The sequence below is a fragment of the Mesorhizobium sp. M0077 genome, from assembly GCF_040322955.1.
Lineage (GTDB): Bacteria > Pseudomonadota > Alphaproteobacteria > Rhizobiales > Rhizobiaceae > Mesorhizobium.
The window spans coordinates 193,669-213,727 of the sequence record NZ_JAMYUL010000005.1; the positions used below are offsets into that span (position 1 = coordinate 193,669).

Genomic DNA, 20,059 nt, shown 5'->3' on the forward strand with positions numbered 1-20,059 from the left:
CAATCTCCCATTTTGGCGCCTGACTGCGAAGCGAGTCGCCGCCGCGGTCAGCCGCAGGCTGAAAAGCGTCAGTTCATCCGATGGCACGTTGCCGCTCTGATGGCGGCTTTCGTCCCTGACATGAAAAGTGCTCGGAAAATTCCGGTTTCGCAAATTCATTTATCAGAAACGCGATATCGGTTTTTCCGATAGATAACCACGCACCCTATCAACGCTGCTGGCGTACCATACGCTGCGACTGGGCAAGGCCGATGAAGTCGCGCGACGCCTGCGGCAGACCGGAGCCGCGGCGCCAGACCATGCCGACCTGGACGACCGGCAGGGAACCCGAAATGTCGCGCGATTCGATGCGGTCGCCTTCCAGCGACCACGGCCGGTAGACTAGGTCGGGCAGCAACGCCACGCCCGCACCTGTGGCGACGAGGCTGCGAACGGCTTCGACCGAGCGGGTGCGAAAGGCGACATGCGGCCTGGCGCCGATCGCCGCCAGAAGCTTGCCGGTGTTCTCCTCGATCTCGTCGACGGTCAGCATGATCAGCGGCTCGCCGGCAATGTCGCCTATGCCGATAATGTCGGCGCTGGCCAGCTTGTGGCCGAGCGGGACCCACAGCCGGTAGGCCGAGACCTCGAGGATTTCCGACTGCAGCGCGGTGCGGTCGCGCAAATTGGAGGTGACCATGACGGCAATGTCGAGCTTGCCGCCGATCAGCAGATGTTCGAGATAGTCGCCATTGTCCTCGATGGCCGAGACATCGACGCCGGGATAGGCGCGGCGGTAGCGCGCCAGCAGATCGGACAGCACATAGCCCGCGACCAGCGAGGTGACGCCGAGCTGCAGCCGCCCGCCGGCCACCACCTGGTCGTCGGAAAAAGCGCGGCGCGCGTCGGAGACGTCGGCCAGGATCTTGGTCGCATGGCGCAGGAACTGGTGGCCTTTGTGGGTAATGTTGAGGCCACGCGGATGGCGCTCGAACAATTCGACGCCGAGATCGCTCTCCAGCTCCTTGATCGCCTCGGTGACCGAGGATTGCGAGATGGAGAGGTTTTGTGCGGCGCCCGACACCGTGCCTTGCTCGGCGACGGCAATGAAGAACTGCAGCTGGCGGATGGTGAAAGCCATGGCCGGACTAAACACCGGCGCGCCGGGGAAGGAAAGCCGAAGGCGGAGCTTATACCCATACGGCTTGAGGCGCCTCCTGGTCAGCCGAACCCGAGGCGCCGCCGGCAGGCTGAACCGTAGCGCAGCGCGAGCATGAACGCCGTCTCCAGCGCCATGACGATGACGATGATGCGAAAGCCGATGGCATAGGAATCCCGGCCGCTGCCGCGCATAAGGTAGCCGGTGACGAGGAAGCCGGTGTTCCATAGCGTGGCGCCGAGCAGCGTCGCCGCCGCGAAGGGCAAGAGTGGAAGACGGAGCGCGCCGGCCGCGATCGGCAGATAGTTGCGAACCGTCGGGATGAACTGCGCCAGCAAGGAGACCCGGACATGATGGCGGCGATAGGCCTGACCAAGCTTGCTGTAGGTCGCATAGCGCAAGCAGACATATTTGCCGAAACGCTGGACCAGCCTGTCGGCACGATCCAAGCCAATCCGACGACCCAAACTATACCAGACAAGGCAGCCTGTGATGGCGGACAGCGTCGTTACCAGAAGCAGGATCGCCAGCGCCGGGAGATCGGGGGCTGCCGTCATGCCGAGGAACAGCAGCAGCACATGCGAGGGCGGCAGCGGCAGGATCTTTTCTGTGAAGGCGAGGCAGGCGACGCCGAGCAGGCCGAAGCCCAGGATCGCCGACAGTGGATCAGTCATGCGAAGCGCCAGTCATAGGTTTTGAGGTTCTTGATCCTGGACACCTTATACACCGTCATACACCGTCGCCGGCGGAAAGTTGCGGAATGTCCGGCCAAGCCGGGTCGGCTTCAAGGTCGGAGCGCGCAAGCGTCCAGGCCATGAGGAAAGACAAGGCATCGTTTGCAGCATGGTGGCCTCATTGCTGATGCGGGCGATTCGCCCGGCCCGCATTTCGACGAGGCGCTGTTTGCAGCTGCCAAGTTGCATGGACATTGCGAAGAGCGGGATGTGTGAAAAAGAAATTCTTCCCCCACAATGACATCTTCTGCGGCCGGGCGACGCGGCGCGCATGATGCACAACATCGCCTTCGCGGCTCGGGTGGCGGCATGGCCGGGATTGCGGCGCACCAGCCGCTGGTATTTGGCTAGGCGGCAGCGATGCTGAGGCGCGCTCCAGCCTCGGCAAGTGCCGAGGCAATGTCGCGCGGCGGCGGCTGGTCGGTGGCGAGTTCGGAAAAACCGTCGAAGCCGCAGACCTGGACTAGACCCTGGCGACCGAACTTGGTGTGGTCGGTGATGACCAGCGAGCGCTGGCCGCGCGACAGCACCATGCGGGCGAACTCCGCCTCTTCCAGATCGTAGTCGGCAAGGCCTGCGGCGGCATCGACGGCGCCGATCGAAATCACCGCATGGCTGACCGAGAAGCGGCTGACGAAATCGATCGCCGAGGCGCCGAAGGCGGCTCCGGAATCGCTGCGCAATTCGCCGCCGGCCATATAGACCTTGTTGCCGTTGACGGTGGCCAGCGTGCGGGCGATATCGGACGAGTTGGTGACGACCGTCAGCCGCCGGTGGCCGAGCAGTTCGCGGGCCAGGAACGAGGTCGTGGTGCCGGTGTCCAGCATGACCGATTCACCGTCGCGAATGGTGGCAGCGACCATGCGGGCGATCAGCCGCTTGGCCTCGGCATTGTCGCGCATGCGCCGCTCGAAGGGCGCTTCGCCGGCCATCGACGGCAGGCCGATGGCGCCATGCATCTTGAGCACCGAGCCATTGCCGGTCAGTGGCTTGACATCCCGGCGCACCGTTTCAAGCGAAACCCCCAGCCGGTCGGCGAGGCTGGCAATGGTGACGGTGCCCTCTTCCTTGAGGAGGCGGAGGATTTCGCCATGCCGTTTCGAATGGATCATCTGGCTTCCTGAATTTTGCGGCCTGCCCGGTTTTAGGGCAATGCCGCCGTTTTTAAAGGAATTGCTCGTGGTTTCGGGCAAAACACCCAAAAAAAGTCACAACATTTCATTGACAGTTAGGTAGCACTGGCGTGACATTGACGGCGTGACAGCTTCGGAACTGCCACGGGAGGGTGATGGCAGAGCCGCAATTCACGGACCGGACCGTCTGGCCAGACCGTCTGGGTTTGAACTGGCACAAAAGTTTCTCAAATCCGCGGGGGCGGAGACCGGGTATCAAAACCTGGCCAGAGGGGCTCGTCGGTGCGGCGCGGGATAGGAGTTCCTGCGTCCCGCACCGACGAGATTTTTGCGTTTCCCAACGCTCGTTGCGCGGCGCATGGCGCCCAAGAAAGCTCCGCAAAAGTCAGGGATGGTCCCGTGACTGCTGAAGACCGCATCCGGGCCTTGCCCTGCTGGAACGGCAACATCGACATTGCGCCGCTGCCGGGCGGCCTCAGCAACGCCAATTATCTGGTCAAGGACGCAGCCGGGCGGCATGTCGTGCGCTTCGGCCAGGACTATCCATTTCACCACGTCTTTCGCGACCGCGAGGTGATGACGGCCCGCGCGGCGCACGCCGCAGGCTTCGCGCCGGCGGTCCGCCATTCCGAACCCGGCATTATGGTCACGGAATTCCTCGGCGCGAAAACCTTTGTCGCCGAGGATGTGCGCGCCAATATCGGCCGCGTCGCAGCCCTTATGCGCGGGTTCCATCGCGAGATGCCCAATCACATCTCCGGCGCCGGCTTCATGTTCTGGGTCTTCCATGTCATCCGCGACTATGCGCGAACGCTGAGCGAAGGCGGCAGCCGCAAGCGGGACGAGCTGCCCAGGCTGCTGGCGCTGGCCGACGAACTGGAGCGGGCGCAGAAGCTGCTGCCGATCGTGTTCGGCCACAATGATCTTTTGCCGGCAAATATCCTCGACGATGGCGACAGGTTGTGGCTCATCGATTTCGAATATGCCGGTTTCAACACCGCGATGTTCGATCTTGCCGGCGTTGCCTCCAACGCCGAGATGAGCGACGCGGAGTCCTTCACTTTCCTCACGGCGTATTTCATGCGCGAGCCGGATGAGGCGATCCGCCGCTCGCACGCGGCCATGCAATGCGCCTCGCTGCTGCGCGAGGCGATGTGGAGCATGGTTTCCGAACTTTACCTCGACGCGCCCGGCATCGACTACGTCGCCTACACCGCGGAGAACCTGACGCGGCTCGACGCGGCGCTGGACAATTACCGCACGAAGTACGGGACACAGTCATGACATTGCCTACACATGCCGGCATCGTCGTCATCGGCGGCGGCATTATCGGCTGTTCGACGGCCTATCACCTGGCGCGCGACCACAAGGCCGATGTCGTGCTGCTGGAACAGGGCAAGCTGACCTCGGGCTCGACCTGGCATGCGGCCGGGCTGGTCGGCCAGTTGCGCTCGTCGGCCTCGATCACCCGCGTGCTCAAATATTCGGTCGAGCTCTACAAGGGACTGGAAGCCGAAACCGGGCTCGCTACCGGCTGGAAGATGACCGGGTGCCTCAGGCTTGCGACCAATGCCGACCGCTGGACCGAATATAAACGGCTGGCGACGACGGCCAGGAGCTTCGGCATGGACATGCAGTTGCTGTCGCCAGGGGAGGTCAAAAAGGTGTGGCCGCTGCTGGAGACCAGCGACCTCGTCGGCGCCTCCTGGCTGCCGACCGATGGGCAGGCCAGCCCCTCCGACATCACGCAGTCGCTGGCCAAGGGCGCGCGCATGCATGGCGCGAAGCTGTTCGAGGATGTCCGCGTCACCGGATTTGACATGATGGACGGGCACATCACCGCGGTGAAGACCAACAAGGGCGACATTGCTTGCGACAAGGTGGTGAACTGCGCCGGGCAATGGTCACGCCAGGTCGGCGCGATGGCCGGCATTTGCGTGCCGCTGCAACCGGTCAAGCACCAGTACATCATCACCGAGAAGATCGACGGGCTGGCGACCGACGCGCCGACAATCCGCGATCCCGACCGCCGCACCTATTTCAAGGAAGAGGTCGGCGGGCTGGTGATGGGCGGCTATGAGCCGAACCCGCAGGCCTGGGCGACCGGCCTGCCCGGCGGCGATGTCCCCGATGACTGGGAGTTCCGCCTGTTCGACGACGACTACGATCATTTCGAACAGCATATGAGCCAGGCGATCGCGCGCGTGCCGGCGCTGGAGACGGTCGGCGTCAAGCAGATGATCAACGGGCCGGAGAGTTTTACGCCGGACGGCAATTTCATCCTCGGTGTCGCGCCCGAATGCGCCAACATGTTCGTCGGCGCCGGCTTCAACGCCTTCGGCATCGCTTCCGGCGGCGGCGCCGGCTGGGTGCTGGCGCAATGGGTGGTCGACGGTGAAGCGCCGCTCGACCTCTGGGTGGTCGACATCAGGCGCTTTTCCGGCCTGCATCGCGATCGGCAATGGGTCAGCGATCGCACGCTGGAAGCCTATGGCAAGCATTACACGATCGGCTTTCCGCATGAGGAGTATTTGTCGGGCCGGCCGCGCATCGTCTCGCCGCTCTACGAGCGGCTGAAAGCGCACCGCGCGGTGTTCGGCTCCAAGCTCGGCTGGGAACGGCCGAACTGGTTCGCGCCGCAGGGCGCCACATCCGAAGACATTTATTCCATGGGCCGGCAGAACTGGTTTGGCCCGGTCGGCGAGGAGCATCGCCATGTGCGCGAGAAAGTCGGCATCTTCGACCAGTCGTCCTTCGCCAAATACGAAATGACGGGTTCGGATGCGGCTAAGGCGCTGGACTGGATCTGCGCCAACGATGTCGCCAAGCCGGTGGGACGGCTGACCTACACGCAGCTTCTCAACACGCGCGGCGGCATCGAGGCCGATTTGACGGTGGCCAGGCTCGCCGAAGACAAATTCTACATCGTGACCGGCACCGGCTTCCGCACGCATGATCTCTCCTGGATCGCCGACCATGTCGGCAAGGGCCTCGACGTGACGCTGAAAGATGTCACCGAGGATTTCGGCACGCTCTCACTGATGGGACCGCGGGCCCGCGACGTTCTGGCTGCCGTGACCGATGCCGATGTCTCGAACGCCGCCTTCCCGTTCGGCCATATCCGCGAGATCACGACTGCCGGCCATACGGTTCGGGCGCTGCGCGTCACCTATGTCGGCGAGCTTGGTTGGGAATTGCATGTGCCGATCGCCGCCACCGGCGAGATTTTCGACACGCTGATGGCGGCAGGCAAGCCGCACGGCATCCGGCCGATCGGCTACCGGGCGCTGGAATCACTTCGGCTGGAGAAAGGCTACCGCGCCTGGGGCTCCGACATCACCCCCAACGACACGCCTCAGGAGGCCGGCCTCGGCTGGGCGGTGAAGCTGAGGAAGAACACCGATTTCGTCGGCCGGCGGGCGCTCGAAAAGATCAGCGGCGCCGACCTGAAGAAACGCTTTGCCGGCTTCACGGTCGACGATCCCGGTATCGTGCTGGTCGGACGCGAGACGATTTTGCGCAATGGCGAGCCGGTCGGCTACCTCACCAGCGGCGGCTATGGCTACACGCTGGCCAAGAACATCGGTTACGGTTATGTCCGCAATGCCGATGGCGTCGGCGACGATTTTCTCAGCTCAGGCGACTATGAGCTGGTGGTGGCGATGGAACGGACGCCGGCCAAGATCCATCTCGAGCCGATGTACGATTCGGCGATGAGCAAGATCAAAGCGTAGACGAAACCTGGATTAGCTCACACGAAGCACGAGGCCGCGGCTGGGCACGGTATCCGACTCGCCCGGCATCGAGACATAGGGCGCCGTCTCCTCGGCGCGGACAACCCTGCCCTCAGCTTCGAGTACAGCGATGCGTTCGGCGAAGCCGGCGTTCCACAGCGTGTTCTTGACCGTCAGCACGATGATGCCGTCCGGCCGGCAGATGCGGATCAGTTCGTCCAGTCCCTCGGCGCCGACATGCCCGGAGGTGAAAACGCCGGCCGAGACGATGCCGGCATAGGCATTGTCGGCAAAGGGGAGCGGCCCGCCGAGCGCCAGGCAATGCAGCGCCGAATAGACGCCCTTTGCCGCCGCCTTGGCCAGCATGCCTTGCGAAATATCGAGCGCTTCGACCTGGGGATAGCCGGTGATGGCCAGCCACTCGCCGATCAGCCCGGTGCCGGCCCCGGCATCGAGAAGCGGGGCCGCGCCGCGCGGCAGATGCCGTGCGAGCAGGGCCAGGCAGATCGTCGGATGGCGGTAGCCGGCGGCCGACATATCGGCATCGTAGGTTTCCGACCAATTGTCATAGATCGCGGCGACGTCCTCGGGCCGTTGCGCTGAATAGGCGGCGCCAAGCCCGCCATGATCCTTGTTGCCCGCCATGGCTGTTTCTCCGCCAGCTCGCTGCTCACCCTCGATCGGGATGATAGCCAAACGGCGAAAACTGTGGAACCGTTGTCGCAAGAAATAACACGCCAGGGGCAACAGGCATGGGGACCGACGAGGCACGCGCAACACTTGCAGCGATTCCGGCATTGGCGGGCTATGACGGACCGCTGGAGCGGCTGGGCGGGATGACCAATCTCGTCTTTAGGGCCGGCGATATCTGCCTGCGCATCCCCGGCAAAGGCACCGAGGAATATATCAACCGCGCCAATGAAGCGGTGGCGGCGCGTGAGGCGGCCAAAGCGGGCGTCAGTCCGGAGGTGCTGCATGTCGACCCCGCGACAGGCGTGCTGGCGAGCCGTTTCGTTGCCGGCGCCGTGACGATGTCGCCGGACAAGTTCAAGCTGCGCGCCGGCAGCCCGGCCCGCGCCGGCGAAGCCTTCCGCAAGCTGCACACGTCCGGTGCGGTGTTTCCGTTCCGCTTCGACCTGTTTGCGATGATCGACGACTATCTCAAGGTCTTATCGACCAAGGACGTCGCCTTGCCGCCGGGCTACCACGACGTGGTGCGCGAATCCGACACCGTGCGTGCCGCCCTTGCCGCGCATAGACTGCCGCTTGCGGCCTGCCATTGCGATCCGCTGTGCGAGAATTTTCTCGATACGGGCGAGCGGATGTGGATCGTCGACTGGGAATATTCGGGGATGAACGACCCGCTCTGGGACCTCGGCGACCTCTCGGTCGAAGGCCGGTTCGACACCGCGCAGGAGGAAGAGATGATGCGCGCCTATTTCGGCGGCGAGGCGAAACCGGCCGAGCGCGGCCGCGTCGTTATCTACAAGGCGATGTGCGACCTGTTGTGGACGTTGTGGGGGCTGATCCAGCTTGCCAACAACAACCCGGTCGAGGACTTCCGCGCCTATGCCGACGGCCGCTTCGCCCGTTGCAAGGCGCTGATGGAAACGCCTGAGTTTTCACGGCATCTGGCGGCGGTGCGCCAAGGTTAGGTCAATTCACGCCTTTCGGCACGTTCTCCGGCGGCACGACTGTTTCGACCACCTTCTGGCGGTGGAAGATGAACAGGCCGGCGAGCACGACGATGGCCGAGCCGATCAGAATGCGCGGTCCCGGCACGTCGCCGAAGAAGGCCAGGCCGAAGATCACCGCCCATAGAAGGAGGCTGTAGTGCAGCGGCGCCAGCGTCGAGGCAGGGGCCAGTTTCAGCGCCCTGGTAATCATCAGATGCGCGCTGCAGGAGACGATGCCGAGCAGGAGCATGGCGCCGAAATCGAGTGCCGGCGGCGCCTTCCAGGCGCCGATGGTCATCACGGCGCCAACCAGCAGCGTGCCGATCGTCTGCCATGTGACCAACGTGGTGTCGCTGGTGCCGCGCAGGCGGCGGCTGAGGATGATGGCGAAGGCGAAGGCAATGCTGCCGACCAGTGCGAACAGCGAGGACTGCGAGAACGCCGCCGAAGAGGGCTTCAAGATGATCAGCACGCCGCAGAAGCCGACCAGGATGGCGGCCCAGCGGCGCCAGCCGACCTTTTCGCCGAGCAGGAAATGCGACAGCGCCGCCACATAGATCGGCCCGGCCATGTAGAAGCTCATCACGTCGGCAAGCGGCAGATAGACGACGGCGGCATAGAACAGCGCCGTGTCCACCGTGGTCGCCAGCACGCGCAGAATCTGGAGGACCGGCCGCTCCATCCGGAACAGTCTGCCGGCGCCCTGGTTGGCGATCATCGGGCCGAGCACGATGAAGGCGCCGATCGATCGGATCAGCACCACCTGGCCGACCGAGAAGCTGGCGACCAGCCATTTGCCCATCGCGTCGTTCAGCGCGAACATGAAGTCGCCGGCCAGCATCAAAAGGATGCCGGCCAAAAGCACGTTCCTGATGGTAAAGGTGCGGACGAGCGACTGGGCCATGCGGCTCCCTAGCTGCAAGCGGCCGCTTTGACGAGGCAAATCGGTAAGACCAGCGGCGGAAATCGGCTGTTTCTACGCAGTTTTGTGCCGCCGGTTCACCTGTCCGGGACGGCCGGCGATCGACAGCCGTGTCTCCTGCTTCGTGCGCTCGGCCACCACCTTGCCCCTGGCGACGACGCACAGCCGTTCGGCACGTAACCTCAAGGCCTCGATCGGGTTGCCGGCATCGAGAATGACGAAGCTGGCGCGCTTGCCCACGGCAAGGCCGAGATGATCGAGGCCCATGATGGCGGCGTTGACGTTGGTGACCATGTCGAAGCAGCGCGCCATGTCGGCAGGGCTCGACATCTGAGCGACGTGAAGCCCCATGAAGGCGACGTCGAGCATGTCGGCGGTGCCCAGCGAATACCAGGGGTCGAGAACGCAATCCTGGCCCCAACCGACGCGGATGCCGAGCGCCAGCATCTCCTTCACCCGGGTCATCCCGCGGCGTTTGGGAAACGTGTCATGGCGGCCCTGCAGCATGATGTTGATCAACGGATTGGGGATCGCCGACACACCGGCCTCGGCAATCAGCGGCAGGAGCTTGGAGACGTAATAATTGTCCATCGAGTGCATGGAAGTCAGGTGCGAGCCGGCCACCTTGCCCTGAAGGCCAAGGCGGTGGGTCTCATAGGCAAGCTGCTCGATGTGGCGCGACAGTGGATCGTCGGTCTCGTCGCAATGCAGGTCGACCATCAGCCCGCGCTTCGACGCGATTTCGCACAATTCGGTCACCGAGCGCGTGCCGTCGGCCATGGTGCGTTCGAAATGCGGGATGCCGCCGACGATGTCGACGCCCATGTCGAGCGCGCGCAGCGTGTTCTGCCGCGCCGTCGGCGAACGGTAGAAGCCATCCTGCGGGAAAGCGACCAGTTGCAGATCGATATAGGACGCAACAATCTTCTTGACGTCGAGCAGCGCCTCGACCGCCAGCAACCTGTCATCGCAGACATCGACATGGGTACGGATGGCGAGCAGGCCCATCGAGACCGCCCAGTCGCAATAGGCGAGCGCCCGCTCGCGAACCGCGTCATGCGTCAGGAGCGGCTTCAGCTCGCCCCATAGCGAAATGCCCTCCAGCAGCGTACCCGAAGCGTTGATGCGTGGAATGCCGTAGGACAGCGTGGCATCCATATGGAAATGCGGATCGACGAAGGGCGGCGAGATCAGATTGCCACGGGCGTCGATCGACGTGCCGGCGCTGACATGCAGTTCGGGCTCGATGGCGACGATCGTCTCGCCGATGATGCCGAGGTCGGCGACGGTGCCGTCGGGCAGCGTTCCGCCGCGCACAACAAGGTCGAAATCCATCTGTCGTCATCTCCCCGCAGATCAATCGCCGCAATCGTGGCACAAAAGACACCGTGCCGCAGCCGTTTGCCTCCGCAACAGCGAAAGGTTCCATCCGGCCACAACTCGCTCTATAAGCCGCCTTTCGCCCTGGTGGCGAATCCGAAATTCGTCAGTCAGGCATGGGATCGGCCATTTGTTTCGCTTCTTCCGTTCGACGGAAAACCAGCGCCTTATCGCAAGGCTTTTGCGGGAATCCTTTCACGCGCATAGATTTGGCTACGCTGCGGCCATTCTGTCGATGCTGGTTGTGGCGGCAACGACAGCAGCCAGCGCCTATATGCTGCGCGAAATCACCAATGAATTCGTGGTTTACAAGAGGATTGGGCAGGTCAATCTGATCGCGGCGGCGACCGGAGCGATTTTCATTCTCAAGGGCTTCGCAAACTTCATCCAGGCCTACTTCATGAGCAGGGTCGGCAATGCCATCATCGCCGACCGGCAGCGCAAGATCTATGACAGCATTCTCGCGCAAGGCATCGAATTCTATCATTCGACCTCTTCGTCCGAACTGATTTCGCGCATGACGAACAATGCCCAGGCCGCGCGCAGCGTGCTCGACCAAATCGTCACGTCCTATGTTCGCGACCTGGTGACGCTGGCTGCGCTGGTGGGGGTGATGGTCTGGCAGCAGCCGGCGCTGTCCCTGATCTGTCTGGTGATCGGGCCGATCGCCATTTACGGCGTCAATCGTATCCTGAAGCGCGTCCGAAAAATTGCCTCGCAAGAATTCCGTTCGCTCGGCCAGATCGTGCAGGTGATGCAGGAAACTGCGATCGGCGTGCGCGTCGTCAAATCCTTCGGCCTCGAAGGCGCCATGCGGAAGCGCATGTACAAGGCCGTGTCGGACGTGGAGAGCCGCGCCAACAACATCGCCACGCTGGAGGCCGCCACCAGCCCGGTTATGGAAACGCTTGCGGGGCTGGCCATCGCTGGCGCCGTTTTTGTCAGCGGCTTCCTGGTTCTGGGCGGCGGCGGTCAGATGCCGGGCAACATCATGGCCTTCATCGCGGCGCTGCTGTTGGCCTATGAGCCGGCCAAGCGCCTGGCCCGCGTACGCATCTCGCTTGAAACCGGCATTGTCGGCGTGCGCATGATGTTCCAGCTCGCCGACCGGCCGCTGACGCTGGCCGAAAAGCCGGATGCAAAGCCGCTGCGGGCAGGGCCGGGCGAGATCCATTTCGACAATGTCAGCTTCGCCTACCCCGAAAGCGCGCCGGTGTTCGAGGGACTGGACCTGACGCTTGCCGCCGGCAAGATGACGGCGCTGGTCGGACCCTCGGGCAGCGGCAAGTCGACCATCCTCAACCTGATCATGCGCATGTACGACCCGCAGGTCGGCAAGGTGATGTTCGATGGCCAGGACATTTCTTGTGCCACGCTCACCTCGGTCAGGGAAAAGATCGCGTATGTCAGCCAGGACACGTTCCTGTTTGCCGGCACGATCATGCACAACATCAGGCTCGGGCGCGAGGGCGCCACCGACGAGGAAGTAATGGCCGCCGCAAGGGCCGCCAATGCACATGACTTCATCAGCGCCCAGGCGAAAGGCTACGACACGGATGTCGGCGAGAATGGCGCGCTGCTGTCAGGCGGCCAGCGCCAGCGCATCTCGATCGCACGCGCCATGCTGCGCAATGCCGAAATCCTGCTTCTGGACGAGGCGACCAGCGCGCTCGACGCCGAATCCGAGGCGCTTTTCCGCGACGCGCTGCAGCAGCTGACGGTCGGGCGCACCACCATCGTCATTGCCCACCGCCTGTCGACCGTGCACCAGGCCGACACGATCGTGGTGCTGGAGGCCGGCAAGATGGTGGAAAGCGGCGCGCATCGCACGCTGCTCAACCAAGGCGGGCTGTATCAGAAGCTTTATGAGTACCAGTTGATGCCGTGAGCTTTACCCTCCCCTTGTGGGGGTGAGCAGCCGGTTCGCCGAAGGCGAATTCATCGTGCCAGTGGCACGATGAAAGGCCGGCGAACGCCGGGACGCTGCGAAGCAGCGGGGACCCGGCCGGCGGACCGTGTAATGCCCGGCCCTTCGCAGGCTCAGGGCATTCGAAGCTCCAAAAGCCAAGCAGTTGGCTTTTCGTCCGCTATGCGGACCACTTCTCACCCCCACAAGGGGGAGGTAGGGGGAGGTAGGGGTCGGCGCCGCCCCCCCTCACTCCGGCACGTGCCGCACCGCGCCCTTGTCGGCGCTGGTGGCGAAGGCGGCGTAAGCGCGCAGCGCGGTCGTCACCTTGCGTTTGCGCTTTTCCTCGGGCTTCCAGGCCATGGCGCCCTTTGCCTCCATGGCCGCGCGGCGCGCGTCGAGTTCAGCGTCGCTGACAGCAAGCCGGATCGTGCGGTTGGGGATGTCGATCTCGATCGTATCGCCTTCCTGCACCAGTCCGATCGTGCCGCCTTCCGCTGCTTCGGGCGAGGCATGGCCGATCGACAGGCCTGATGTGCCGCCGGAGAAGCGGCCGTCGGTGACCAGCGCGCAGGCTTTGCCGAGGCCTTTCGACTTCAGATAACTCGTGGGATAGAGCATTTCCTGCATGCCGGGACCGCCGCGCGGTCCTTCATAGCGGATGACGACAACATCGCCGGCCTTGATCTCGTTGGACAGGATCGCCTTGACGGAGGCGTCCTGGCTTTCGAACACGCGGGCCGGGCCGGTGAACTTCAGGATCGATTCATCGACGCCCGCGGTCTTCACGATGCAGCCGTCGAGCGCCAGATTGCCTTTCAGCACGGCGAGGCCGCCGTCTTTCGAGAACGGCGTCTTGGCTGAGCGGATGACGCCCTTCTCGCGGTCGAGATCGAGCTCGTCCCAGCGGCGGTCCTGGCTGAAGGCGACCTGCGTCGGCACGCCCCCCGGAGCGGCGAGGAAGAAATCGCGGACGCTCTGGCTCAACGTGCGGGAAATGTCCCAATGGTCGAGCGCTTCGCCAAGGCTCGCCGTATGCACCGTGGGCAGGTCGCGATTGAGCAGCCCGGCATTGTCGAGCTGGCCAAGGATGGCCATGATGCCGCCGGCGCGGTGGACGTCTTCCATATGCACGTCGGACTTGGCCGGTGCGACCTTGCATAGCACCGGAACCCGCCGTGACAACCGGTCGATGTCTTCCATGGTGAAGTCGACTTCGCCCTCGTGCGCGGCGGCCAGGATATGCAGCACGGTGTTGGTCGAGCCTCCCATGGCGATGTCGAGCGTCATGGCGTTCTCGAAGGCGCCCTTGGAGGCGATGCTGCGCGGCAGTGCGGACTCATCATCCTGCTCGTAGTAGCGCTGGGCGAGATCGACGATGAGATGGCCGGCCTCGACGAACAGCCGCTTGCGGTCGGCGTGGGTTGCCAGGGTCGAGCCGTTGCCGGGTAGCGACAGGCCGAGCGCCTCGGTCAGGCAATTCATCGAATTGGCGGTGAACATGCCGGAGCACGAGCCGCAGGTCGGGCAGGCCGAGCGTTCGATGACCTTGACGTCCTCGTCGGAGATCTTGTCGTCGGCGGCGGCAACCATGGCGTCGACCAGGTCGAGCGCCTGTGTCTTGCCGGCGAGCACCACCTTGCCGGCTTCCATCGGCCCCCCGGAGACGAAGACGCTTGGGATATTGAGGCGCAAGGAGGCCATCAGCATGCCGGGCGTGATCTTGTCGCAATTGGAGATGCAGACCATGGCATCGGCGCAATGCGCGTTGACCATGTATTCGACCGAGTCCGCGATCAGCTCGCGCGACGGCAGCGAATAGAGCATGCCGTCATGGCCCATGGCGATGCCGTCATCGACGGCGATGGTGTTGAATTCCTTGGCGACACCGCCGGCCTTCTCGATCTCGCGCGCCACCAGCTGGCCAAGGTCTTTCAGATGGACATGACCCGGCACGAACTGGGTGAAGGAATTGACCACCGCGATGATCGGCTTGCCGAAATCCGAATCCTTCATGCCGGTGGCGCGCCACAGGCCGCGGGCGCCGGCCATGTTGCGGCCGTGGGTGGTGGTGCGGGAGCGATAGGCAGGCATGAATCTTCCTTGGCTGGCTGGCTGCGCTCAACGCGGAGCGTGGCGGCGCTTAATTTGGACCGCAGGGTTTATAGACCGGCAAGTATGGTCTGGCCACATTTTTGCAATGCGCCAGAGTCTCGCTGAAAATCAGGGTTTCGAAAAAGATTGCCGGCCAGTGTCGGATCGCTAGCCCGGCATCCGTCCTTGGGACGACGGCAAGGGAATGGCATCATTTCTACAAATCAGCCGCTTCACCTGTAACCGCAACCAAACACCCGAGGAGCATGACATGCAAAAGATCACCACCTGCCTGTGGTTCGACGGCCAGGCCGAAGAGGCGACGAATTTCTACGTCTCCATCTTCAAGAACTCGAAGGTACTGAGCGTGCTGCGTTGGCCCGAAGGCCATACCGATGCCGGCAAGGCGCTGGTAACCACGTTCGAACTCGACGGCGTGCGGTTCCAGGCGCTCAACGGCGGACCGCAATTCAAGTTCAACGAGGCGATGTCACAGTCGATCGACTGCAAGACGCAGGAAGAGGTAGACTATTTCTGGGACAAGCTCATCGAAGGCGGCGGCGAACCGTCGCAATGCAGCTGGCTGAAGGACAAGTTCGGCGTCTCCTGGCAAGTCGTGCCGGAGCAACTGCCGCGCCTGCTTCTGGATCCGGACCGGGCCAAGGCGGGGCGGGTGATGTCGGCGATGATGCAGATGAGCAAGATCGATATTGCCAAGATCGAGGAAGCTGCGGAGGGGTGAGAGGCGGTCCGCGTAGCGGACGAAAAGCCAATTGCTTGGCTTTTCGAGCTTCGAACACGCTGAGCCATGCGAAGGGCCGGCGCGGGTTGGAGCCAATTGACCCTTCAACGTCGGCGCTGCCCCTCATCCGCCCTTCGGGCAACCTTCTCCCCGTAAACGGGCAGAAGGAAAAGGGGCGCCTTACGCCGCCTTGTCGCGGACCTGGTAGTCCTTGACGGTTGCGAAGCGGATCGCCTTCCAGCGTTCGGCTTCGTAGTTCAGCGAGAAGGCGTGCTGGGCCAGAAACACAGGGTCGTTGTCGAGGTCGCGGGCGATGTCGCCGCGATGCGCCTCAATGAAGCGAAGCGTTTCGGCCTTGTCGTCGGCAGAGATCCAGCGGCAGACCGAGAAGCGCGACATTTCGAATTCGACCGGCAGCGTGTATTCGAAATTCAGCCTTTCCTTCAAGACGTCGAGCTGCAGCGCGCCGACAACGCCGACGATGGCCGGCGAGCCATCCTCGGGCGAAAACAGCTGCACGACGCCTTCCTCGGCCATCTGGTGCAGCGCTTCCTTGAGTTTTTTCGCCTTCATCGCGTCGCCGAGGCGCACACGGCGCAGGATTTCCGGCGCGAAGTTGGGTACGCCGCGGAACAGTATCTCCTCGCCTTCGGTCAGCGTATCGCCGATACGCAGCGTGCCGTGGTTGGGAATGCCGACGACATCGCCGGCAAACGCTTCGTCGGCGGTGACGCGGGTGCGGGCAAAGAAGAACTGCGGCGCCGACAGGCTCATCGGCTTGCCGGTGCGCACCAGCTTGGCCTTCATGCCGCGCTCGAGCTTGCCCGAACAGACGCGCACGAAGGCGATGCGGTCGCGATGGTTGGGGTCCATATTGGCCTGGATCTTGAACACGAAGGACGTCATCTTCTCCTCCGTCGCCTCGACCTTGCGGGTGTCTGCGTCCTGCGCACGCGGCGGCGGGCCGAAGGCGCCGAGCGCCTCGATCAGGTCGCGCACGCCGTAATTGCGCAGCGCCGAGCCGAAATAGACCGGTGTCAGATGACCTTCGCGGAAGGCGTCGATGTCGAGCGGGCGGCAAGCTTCGCGCGCGAGCTCCAGCTCCTCGATGAAGGCCTCGCGCTCGTTTTCCGGCAGCAGGCCGGCGACGCGGTTGGAGTCGGGGCCGTTGACCGGCGTGCGGTCTTTCTCGGCATCGCCCCTGCGCACAGCGTTGAGCGCCAGGTGGTAGGTGCCGGCAAAAGTCTTGCCGCGGCCGATCGGCCAGGTGATGGGGGCGGTGTCCAGCGCCAACTTCTGCTCGATCTCGTCGATAATTTCGAACGGGTCGCGGCTTTCGCGGTCCATCTTGTTGATGAAGGTGATGATCGGGATGTCGCGCAGCCGGCAGACTTCGAACAGTTTCAGCGTGCGCGGCTCGATGCCCTTGGCGGCGTCGATGACCATGACGGCCGAGTCGACCGCCGAGAGCGTACGATAGGTGTCGTCGGCGAAATCCTCGTGACCTGGCGTGTCGAGCAGGTTGAAGACATTGTCCTCATATTCGAAGGTCATCACCGAAGTGACGACCGAAATGCCGCGCTCGCGCTCGATCTTCATCCAGTCGGACCGGGTCTGGATGCGATCCTTCTTGGCCTTGACCTCGCCGGCAAGCTGGATGGCGCCGCCGAACAGCAGCAGCTTTTCGGTGAGCGTCGTCTTGCCGGCGTCTGGGTGGGCGATGATCGCGAAAGTGCGGCGGCGCGATACCGCCTGTTCGATGTCTTCTGCCAATTTGTGGAATCCTGTCTGTGGCGCGGGCTTCTAGCAGCGCATTGCTGGCCTGTCGACCGTTTCGGGCCGGCAGGCCTCGACCGCCCTTGAGCTTAACCCGCTGCGGTGGCATCAGAGGAGCCCATTTTGAGAGGTCCGGTATGAGCAGCGCTAAAGAAGTCATCGTCATCGGCGCCGGCATTATCGGGGCGTCCATCGCCTGGCACCTCACCAAAGCCGGCGCGCGGGTGACTGTGATTTCCGATAGTGGTGCCGGCGGCGTCGCCACGCCAAACTCCTTTGCCTGGATCAACGCCAGCTGGGGCAATCCCGAAATCTATTTCCGGCTGCGCATCCGTGCGATGGCCGAATGGAAGCGGCTGGCAAACGAGCTGCCCGGCCTGCCGCTCGCCTGGTGCGGCGGGCTGTGCTGGGATCTGCCGGCCGACAGGCTCGAAGCCTACGCGGCTGAGCACGCTTCCTGGGGTTACGGCATCGAACGCGTCGACGCCGGGCGGGCAGCGCAAATCGAGCCCAATCTCGTCGAGCCGCCGGAATTCGCTATCTATGTCGCGGAAGAAGGCGTGGCCGAACCGGTCGCAGCGGCCAAGGCGCTGCTGGCCGACGCAGAACGGCAAGGTGCGCGCGTTCTCTCCAGTTCTGTAACCGCACTTGTCCAGACCGATGGCAGGATTGCCGGTGTCGATACATCGCATGGGCTGATGCCAGCCGAAGAGGTGGTGATCGCAGCCGGTGTCGGGGCGCCCGATATTGCCGCTACCGTCGGCATCAAGCTGCCGATCGAGACGCCGCCCGGTCTGATCGTCCACTCGCAGCCCTACAAGAAGCTCCTCAACGGGCTGGTGCATGCCGAAAAGCTGCATATGCGCCAGACGGCGGAGGGCCGCATCATCGCCGGCTCGGATTTCGCGGGGAGCGATCCCGGTGAGAATCCCGACGCCACGGCGCGCGAGCTGTTTGCAGCAATGAAGGCGGCTTTGCGCGGCGCCGACGAACTGGAATTTGATTTCCACACGGTTGGCTACCGGCCGACGCCGATCGACGGCTTTCCGATCATCGGCCGCGCCGAGGGCACGGAAGGTCTCTATGTCGCCGTCATGCATTCCGGCATAACGCTGGCGCCGGCGGTCGGGCTGTTCGCCACGCGCGAAATTCTCGACGGCGAGCGTGATCCGCTGCTGACGCCTTATGGGTTGGGTCGGTTTGCTCAGTAGCCCGGCGGACGCTTGAAGCCGCCGGTGAACGCTTCGATCGCCTTGGCGATGCCGAGCAGCCGCGATTCCGACCAGCGCTTGCCGACCAGTTGCAGGCCGATGGGCAGGCCGTCGCGGTCTTGCCCGCAGGGCAGCGAGAGTGCCGGATGGCCGGAATAGTTGAAGACCGCGCCATAGGCCGGTAGCATCCAATAGCTTTGCTCCTTGCCGTCGACTTCGATCGGCGTGCCGGGCTCACAATGCGCGAAGGCCGTGGTCATGGCGACCGGGCACAGCAAGGCATCGCAGGTTTCGAAGAACCTGTCCCAGGCCAGGATCGAGCGGTCGCGGCGAGCGAGCGCCTCGAACCAATTGGTGATCGGCGTTGGCTGCTCCGGCGGTTCGGGCTGCGCTGCCTCCAGCATCATGCCGATCAGATCGCCGCCCTGCTCCAGATCGTCATGCAGATCGATCTCAGGCAAGTTCGCTTCTTCCACAATCACCCCTGCTGATTGCAACCGCTTGGCCAGGCTTTCGACCGCGACAGCGATTTTACCAGCCACCGGAAAGCCGGGGAAGGACGGCGCGACGGCGATGCGCAATGTCTTGAGGTCGAGCCTGGGCATGGCCTCTACGGGCACCGGCGCGAGGTCGGTGTCTGCTCCGTCCGGGCCGGCGATGATTTTGTAGATCAGCGCAAGATCCTCCACGCTGCGCGCCAGCGGGCCGAGGCAGGACATCAGCCGCACGCTACGCGCCGCGCCGTTCGGATCGGGGAAGGCGCCGGCCAGGGACACGCGGTGCTCGGTCGGTTTCAACCCGTAGACGCCGCAAAAAGCCGACGGCAGGCGGATCGAATCCTGCATGTCGGTGCCGACATCGAACGGCGTCATGCCGGCCGCCACCGCTGCCGCTGCGCCACCGCTGGACCCGCCTGACGTGCGCGATCGGTTCCACGGATTGCTGGTGCGACCGAACAGCGGATTGTCCGATTGCCAGTCGCCCAGCATCGTCGCGACATTGGTCTTTCCAATCAGGATGCCGCCTGCGGCTTTCAATCGGGCGACGACCGGGCTGTCTGCCTTTGCCACATAGTCGGCGAATGGTGCGAAACCAACCGTGGTCTTCATATCAGCGGTTTGGTGCATGTCCTTCAACGTGAAAGGCACGCCATGCAGCGGTCCGAGCGCATCGCCGCGCGCCTGCACCGCGTCGGCTTGTTTCGCGCGCTCGCGGGCGCCTTCCCGATCGAGATTGACGACCGCGTTGACCGCCTCGCTGTGTCGGTCGATTTGGGTCAGATGGGCGTCCAGAGCTTCGACGGCGGAGATCTTTCGCGCCGCGATTGCGGCGGCGAGATCGATGGTCGAGGAAAAGGCGAGGTCCATGATTGCTCCGGCTGCTGCCAAACGTATCGCGGTTTAAAACCAAGTTCAGCATTCGGAGATCATCGGCGCTTGATCAAAATTGCGCTTGCCGGTCGGTAGAGGTTGGCGCTCTACGGCGCCCCCCTCTGTCCTGCCGGACATCTCCCCCACTTTGGGGGAAGATTGGCAGCTTTGGCTTCGGCGCCCCTTTTCCTGCGTTGAAAATTGGCGAAGGCCGCCGTGACCTCCAATCTCCCCCCTCGTGGG

General features: G+C 63.7%; 15 protein-coding genes. 6 read left to right on the plus strand and 9 right to left on the minus strand.

All coding sequences use genetic code 11. The annotated features are described in order from the left end of the window. Positions 1–208: 208 nt before the first annotated feature. The 3 genes from NKJ57_RS13070 to NKJ57_RS13080 form a co-directional block, all read right to left on the minus strand. On the minus strand, positions 209–1,120 hold the full coding sequence (locus NKJ57_RS13070; RefSeq protein WP_023673412.1) for a LysR family transcriptional regulator: 912 nt from the start codon (positions 1,118–1,120) through the stop codon (positions 209–211). Between the two features lie 80 nt (positions 1,121–1,200). Next, entirely contained in the window at positions 1,201–1,812 is a 612-nt protein-coding gene (locus NKJ57_RS13075) for a DedA family protein (protein WP_023712606.1), read from the minus strand. A gap of 407 nt (positions 1,813–2,219) precedes the next feature. Further along, entirely contained in the window at positions 2,220–2,984 is a 765-nt protein-coding gene (locus NKJ57_RS13080) for a DeoR/GlpR family DNA-binding transcription regulator (protein ID WP_023685103.1), read from the minus strand. A gap of 420 nt (positions 2,985–3,404) precedes the next feature. Between NKJ57_RS13080 and NKJ57_RS13085 the strand changes: the two genes are divergently transcribed. Then, the gene (locus NKJ57_RS13085; RefSeq protein WP_023736174.1) at positions 3,405–4,289 is read left to right on the plus strand and encodes a phosphotransferase family protein; all 885 of its coding nucleotides are present in this window, start codon (positions 3,405–3,407) and stop codon (positions 4,287–4,289) included. Next, entirely contained in the window at positions 4,286–6,739 is a 2,454-nt protein-coding gene (locus tag NKJ57_RS13090; RefSeq protein ID WP_352511006.1) for a GcvT family protein, read from the plus strand. Before NKJ57_RS13085 ends, NKJ57_RS13090 begins: the two co-directional genes overlap by 4 nt. A gap of 12 nt (positions 6,740–6,751) precedes the next feature. Here the strand turns inward: NKJ57_RS13090 and NKJ57_RS13095 are convergent, their stop codons facing one another. Further along, on the minus strand, positions 6,752–7,384 hold the full coding sequence (locus NKJ57_RS13095; protein WP_352511007.1) for a class I SAM-dependent DNA methyltransferase: 633 nt from the start codon (positions 7,382–7,384) through the stop codon (positions 6,752–6,754). 107 nt (positions 7,385–7,491) lie between these two features. Between NKJ57_RS13095 and NKJ57_RS13100 the strand changes: the two genes are divergently transcribed. Further along, positions 7,492–8,394, plus strand: a complete 903-nt coding sequence (locus NKJ57_RS13100) for a phosphotransferase (RefSeq protein ID WP_352511008.1) — start codon at positions 7,492–7,494, stop codon at positions 8,392–8,394. A 1-nt stretch (position 8,395) separates the two neighbouring features. Here the strand turns inward: NKJ57_RS13100 and NKJ57_RS13105 are convergent, their stop codons facing one another. Together NKJ57_RS13105 and NKJ57_RS13110 are read right to left on the minus strand one after the other, a co-directional pair. Further along, on the minus strand, positions 8,396–9,319 hold the full coding sequence (locus NKJ57_RS13105) for a DMT family transporter (RefSeq protein WP_352511009.1): 924 nt from the start codon (positions 9,317–9,319) through the stop codon (positions 8,396–8,398). Between the two features lie 72 nt (positions 9,320–9,391). Then, entirely contained in the window at positions 9,392–10,672 is a 1,281-nt protein-coding gene (locus NKJ57_RS13110) for an amidohydrolase family protein (RefSeq protein WP_352511010.1), read from the minus strand. Between the two features lie 175 nt (positions 10,673–10,847). Here NKJ57_RS13110 and NKJ57_RS13115 point away from each other — a divergent pair, with 175 nt between their 5' ends. Continuing rightward, positions 10,848–12,605, plus strand: coding sequence for an ABC transporter ATP-binding protein (locus NKJ57_RS13115; RefSeq protein ID WP_352511011.1), 1,758 nt, complete (start codon positions 10,848–10,850; stop codon positions 12,603–12,605). A gap of 267 nt (positions 12,606–12,872) precedes the next feature. On the opposite strand, the gene ilvD is transcribed toward NKJ57_RS13115, so the two are convergent. Further along, complete coding sequence (gene ilvD / locus NKJ57_RS13120) at positions 12,873–14,717, minus strand: dihydroxy-acid dehydratase (RefSeq protein ID WP_352511012.1); 1,845 nt, start codon at positions 14,715–14,717, stop codon at positions 12,873–12,875. A gap of 271 nt (positions 14,718–14,988) precedes the next feature. Between ilvD and NKJ57_RS13125 the strand changes: the two genes are divergently transcribed. Next, positions 14,989–15,459 carry a VOC family protein gene (locus NKJ57_RS13125; protein WP_352511013.1) on the plus strand — a complete coding sequence of 157 codons (471 nt, stop codon included), beginning with the start codon at positions 14,989–14,991 and terminating at the stop codon, positions 15,457–15,459. A 180-nt stretch (positions 15,460–15,639) separates the two neighbouring features. Here NKJ57_RS13125 and NKJ57_RS13130 read toward each other — a convergent pair whose 3' ends face one another. Further along, positions 15,640–17,232, minus strand: a complete 1,593-nt coding sequence (locus NKJ57_RS13130) for a peptide chain release factor 3 (RefSeq protein ID WP_352511014.1) — start codon at positions 17,230–17,232, stop codon at positions 15,640–15,642. A gap of 140 nt (positions 17,233–17,372) precedes the next feature. On the opposite strand from NKJ57_RS13130, the gene NKJ57_RS13135 reads away from it, so the two are divergent. Next, positions 17,373–18,446: an NAD(P)/FAD-dependent oxidoreductase gene (locus NKJ57_RS13135; protein WP_352511016.1), complete on the plus strand. Its 1,074-nt coding sequence runs from the start codon at positions 17,373–17,375 to the stop codon at positions 18,444–18,446. Here NKJ57_RS13135 and NKJ57_RS13140 read toward each other — a convergent pair. Next, positions 18,440–19,813, minus strand: coding sequence for an amidase (locus NKJ57_RS13140; RefSeq protein ID WP_352511018.1), 1,374 nt, complete (start codon positions 19,811–19,813; stop codon positions 18,440–18,442). The two genes, NKJ57_RS13135 and NKJ57_RS13140, sit on opposite strands and share 7 nt — an antisense overlap. Positions 19,814–20,059: the final 246 nt, after the last annotated feature.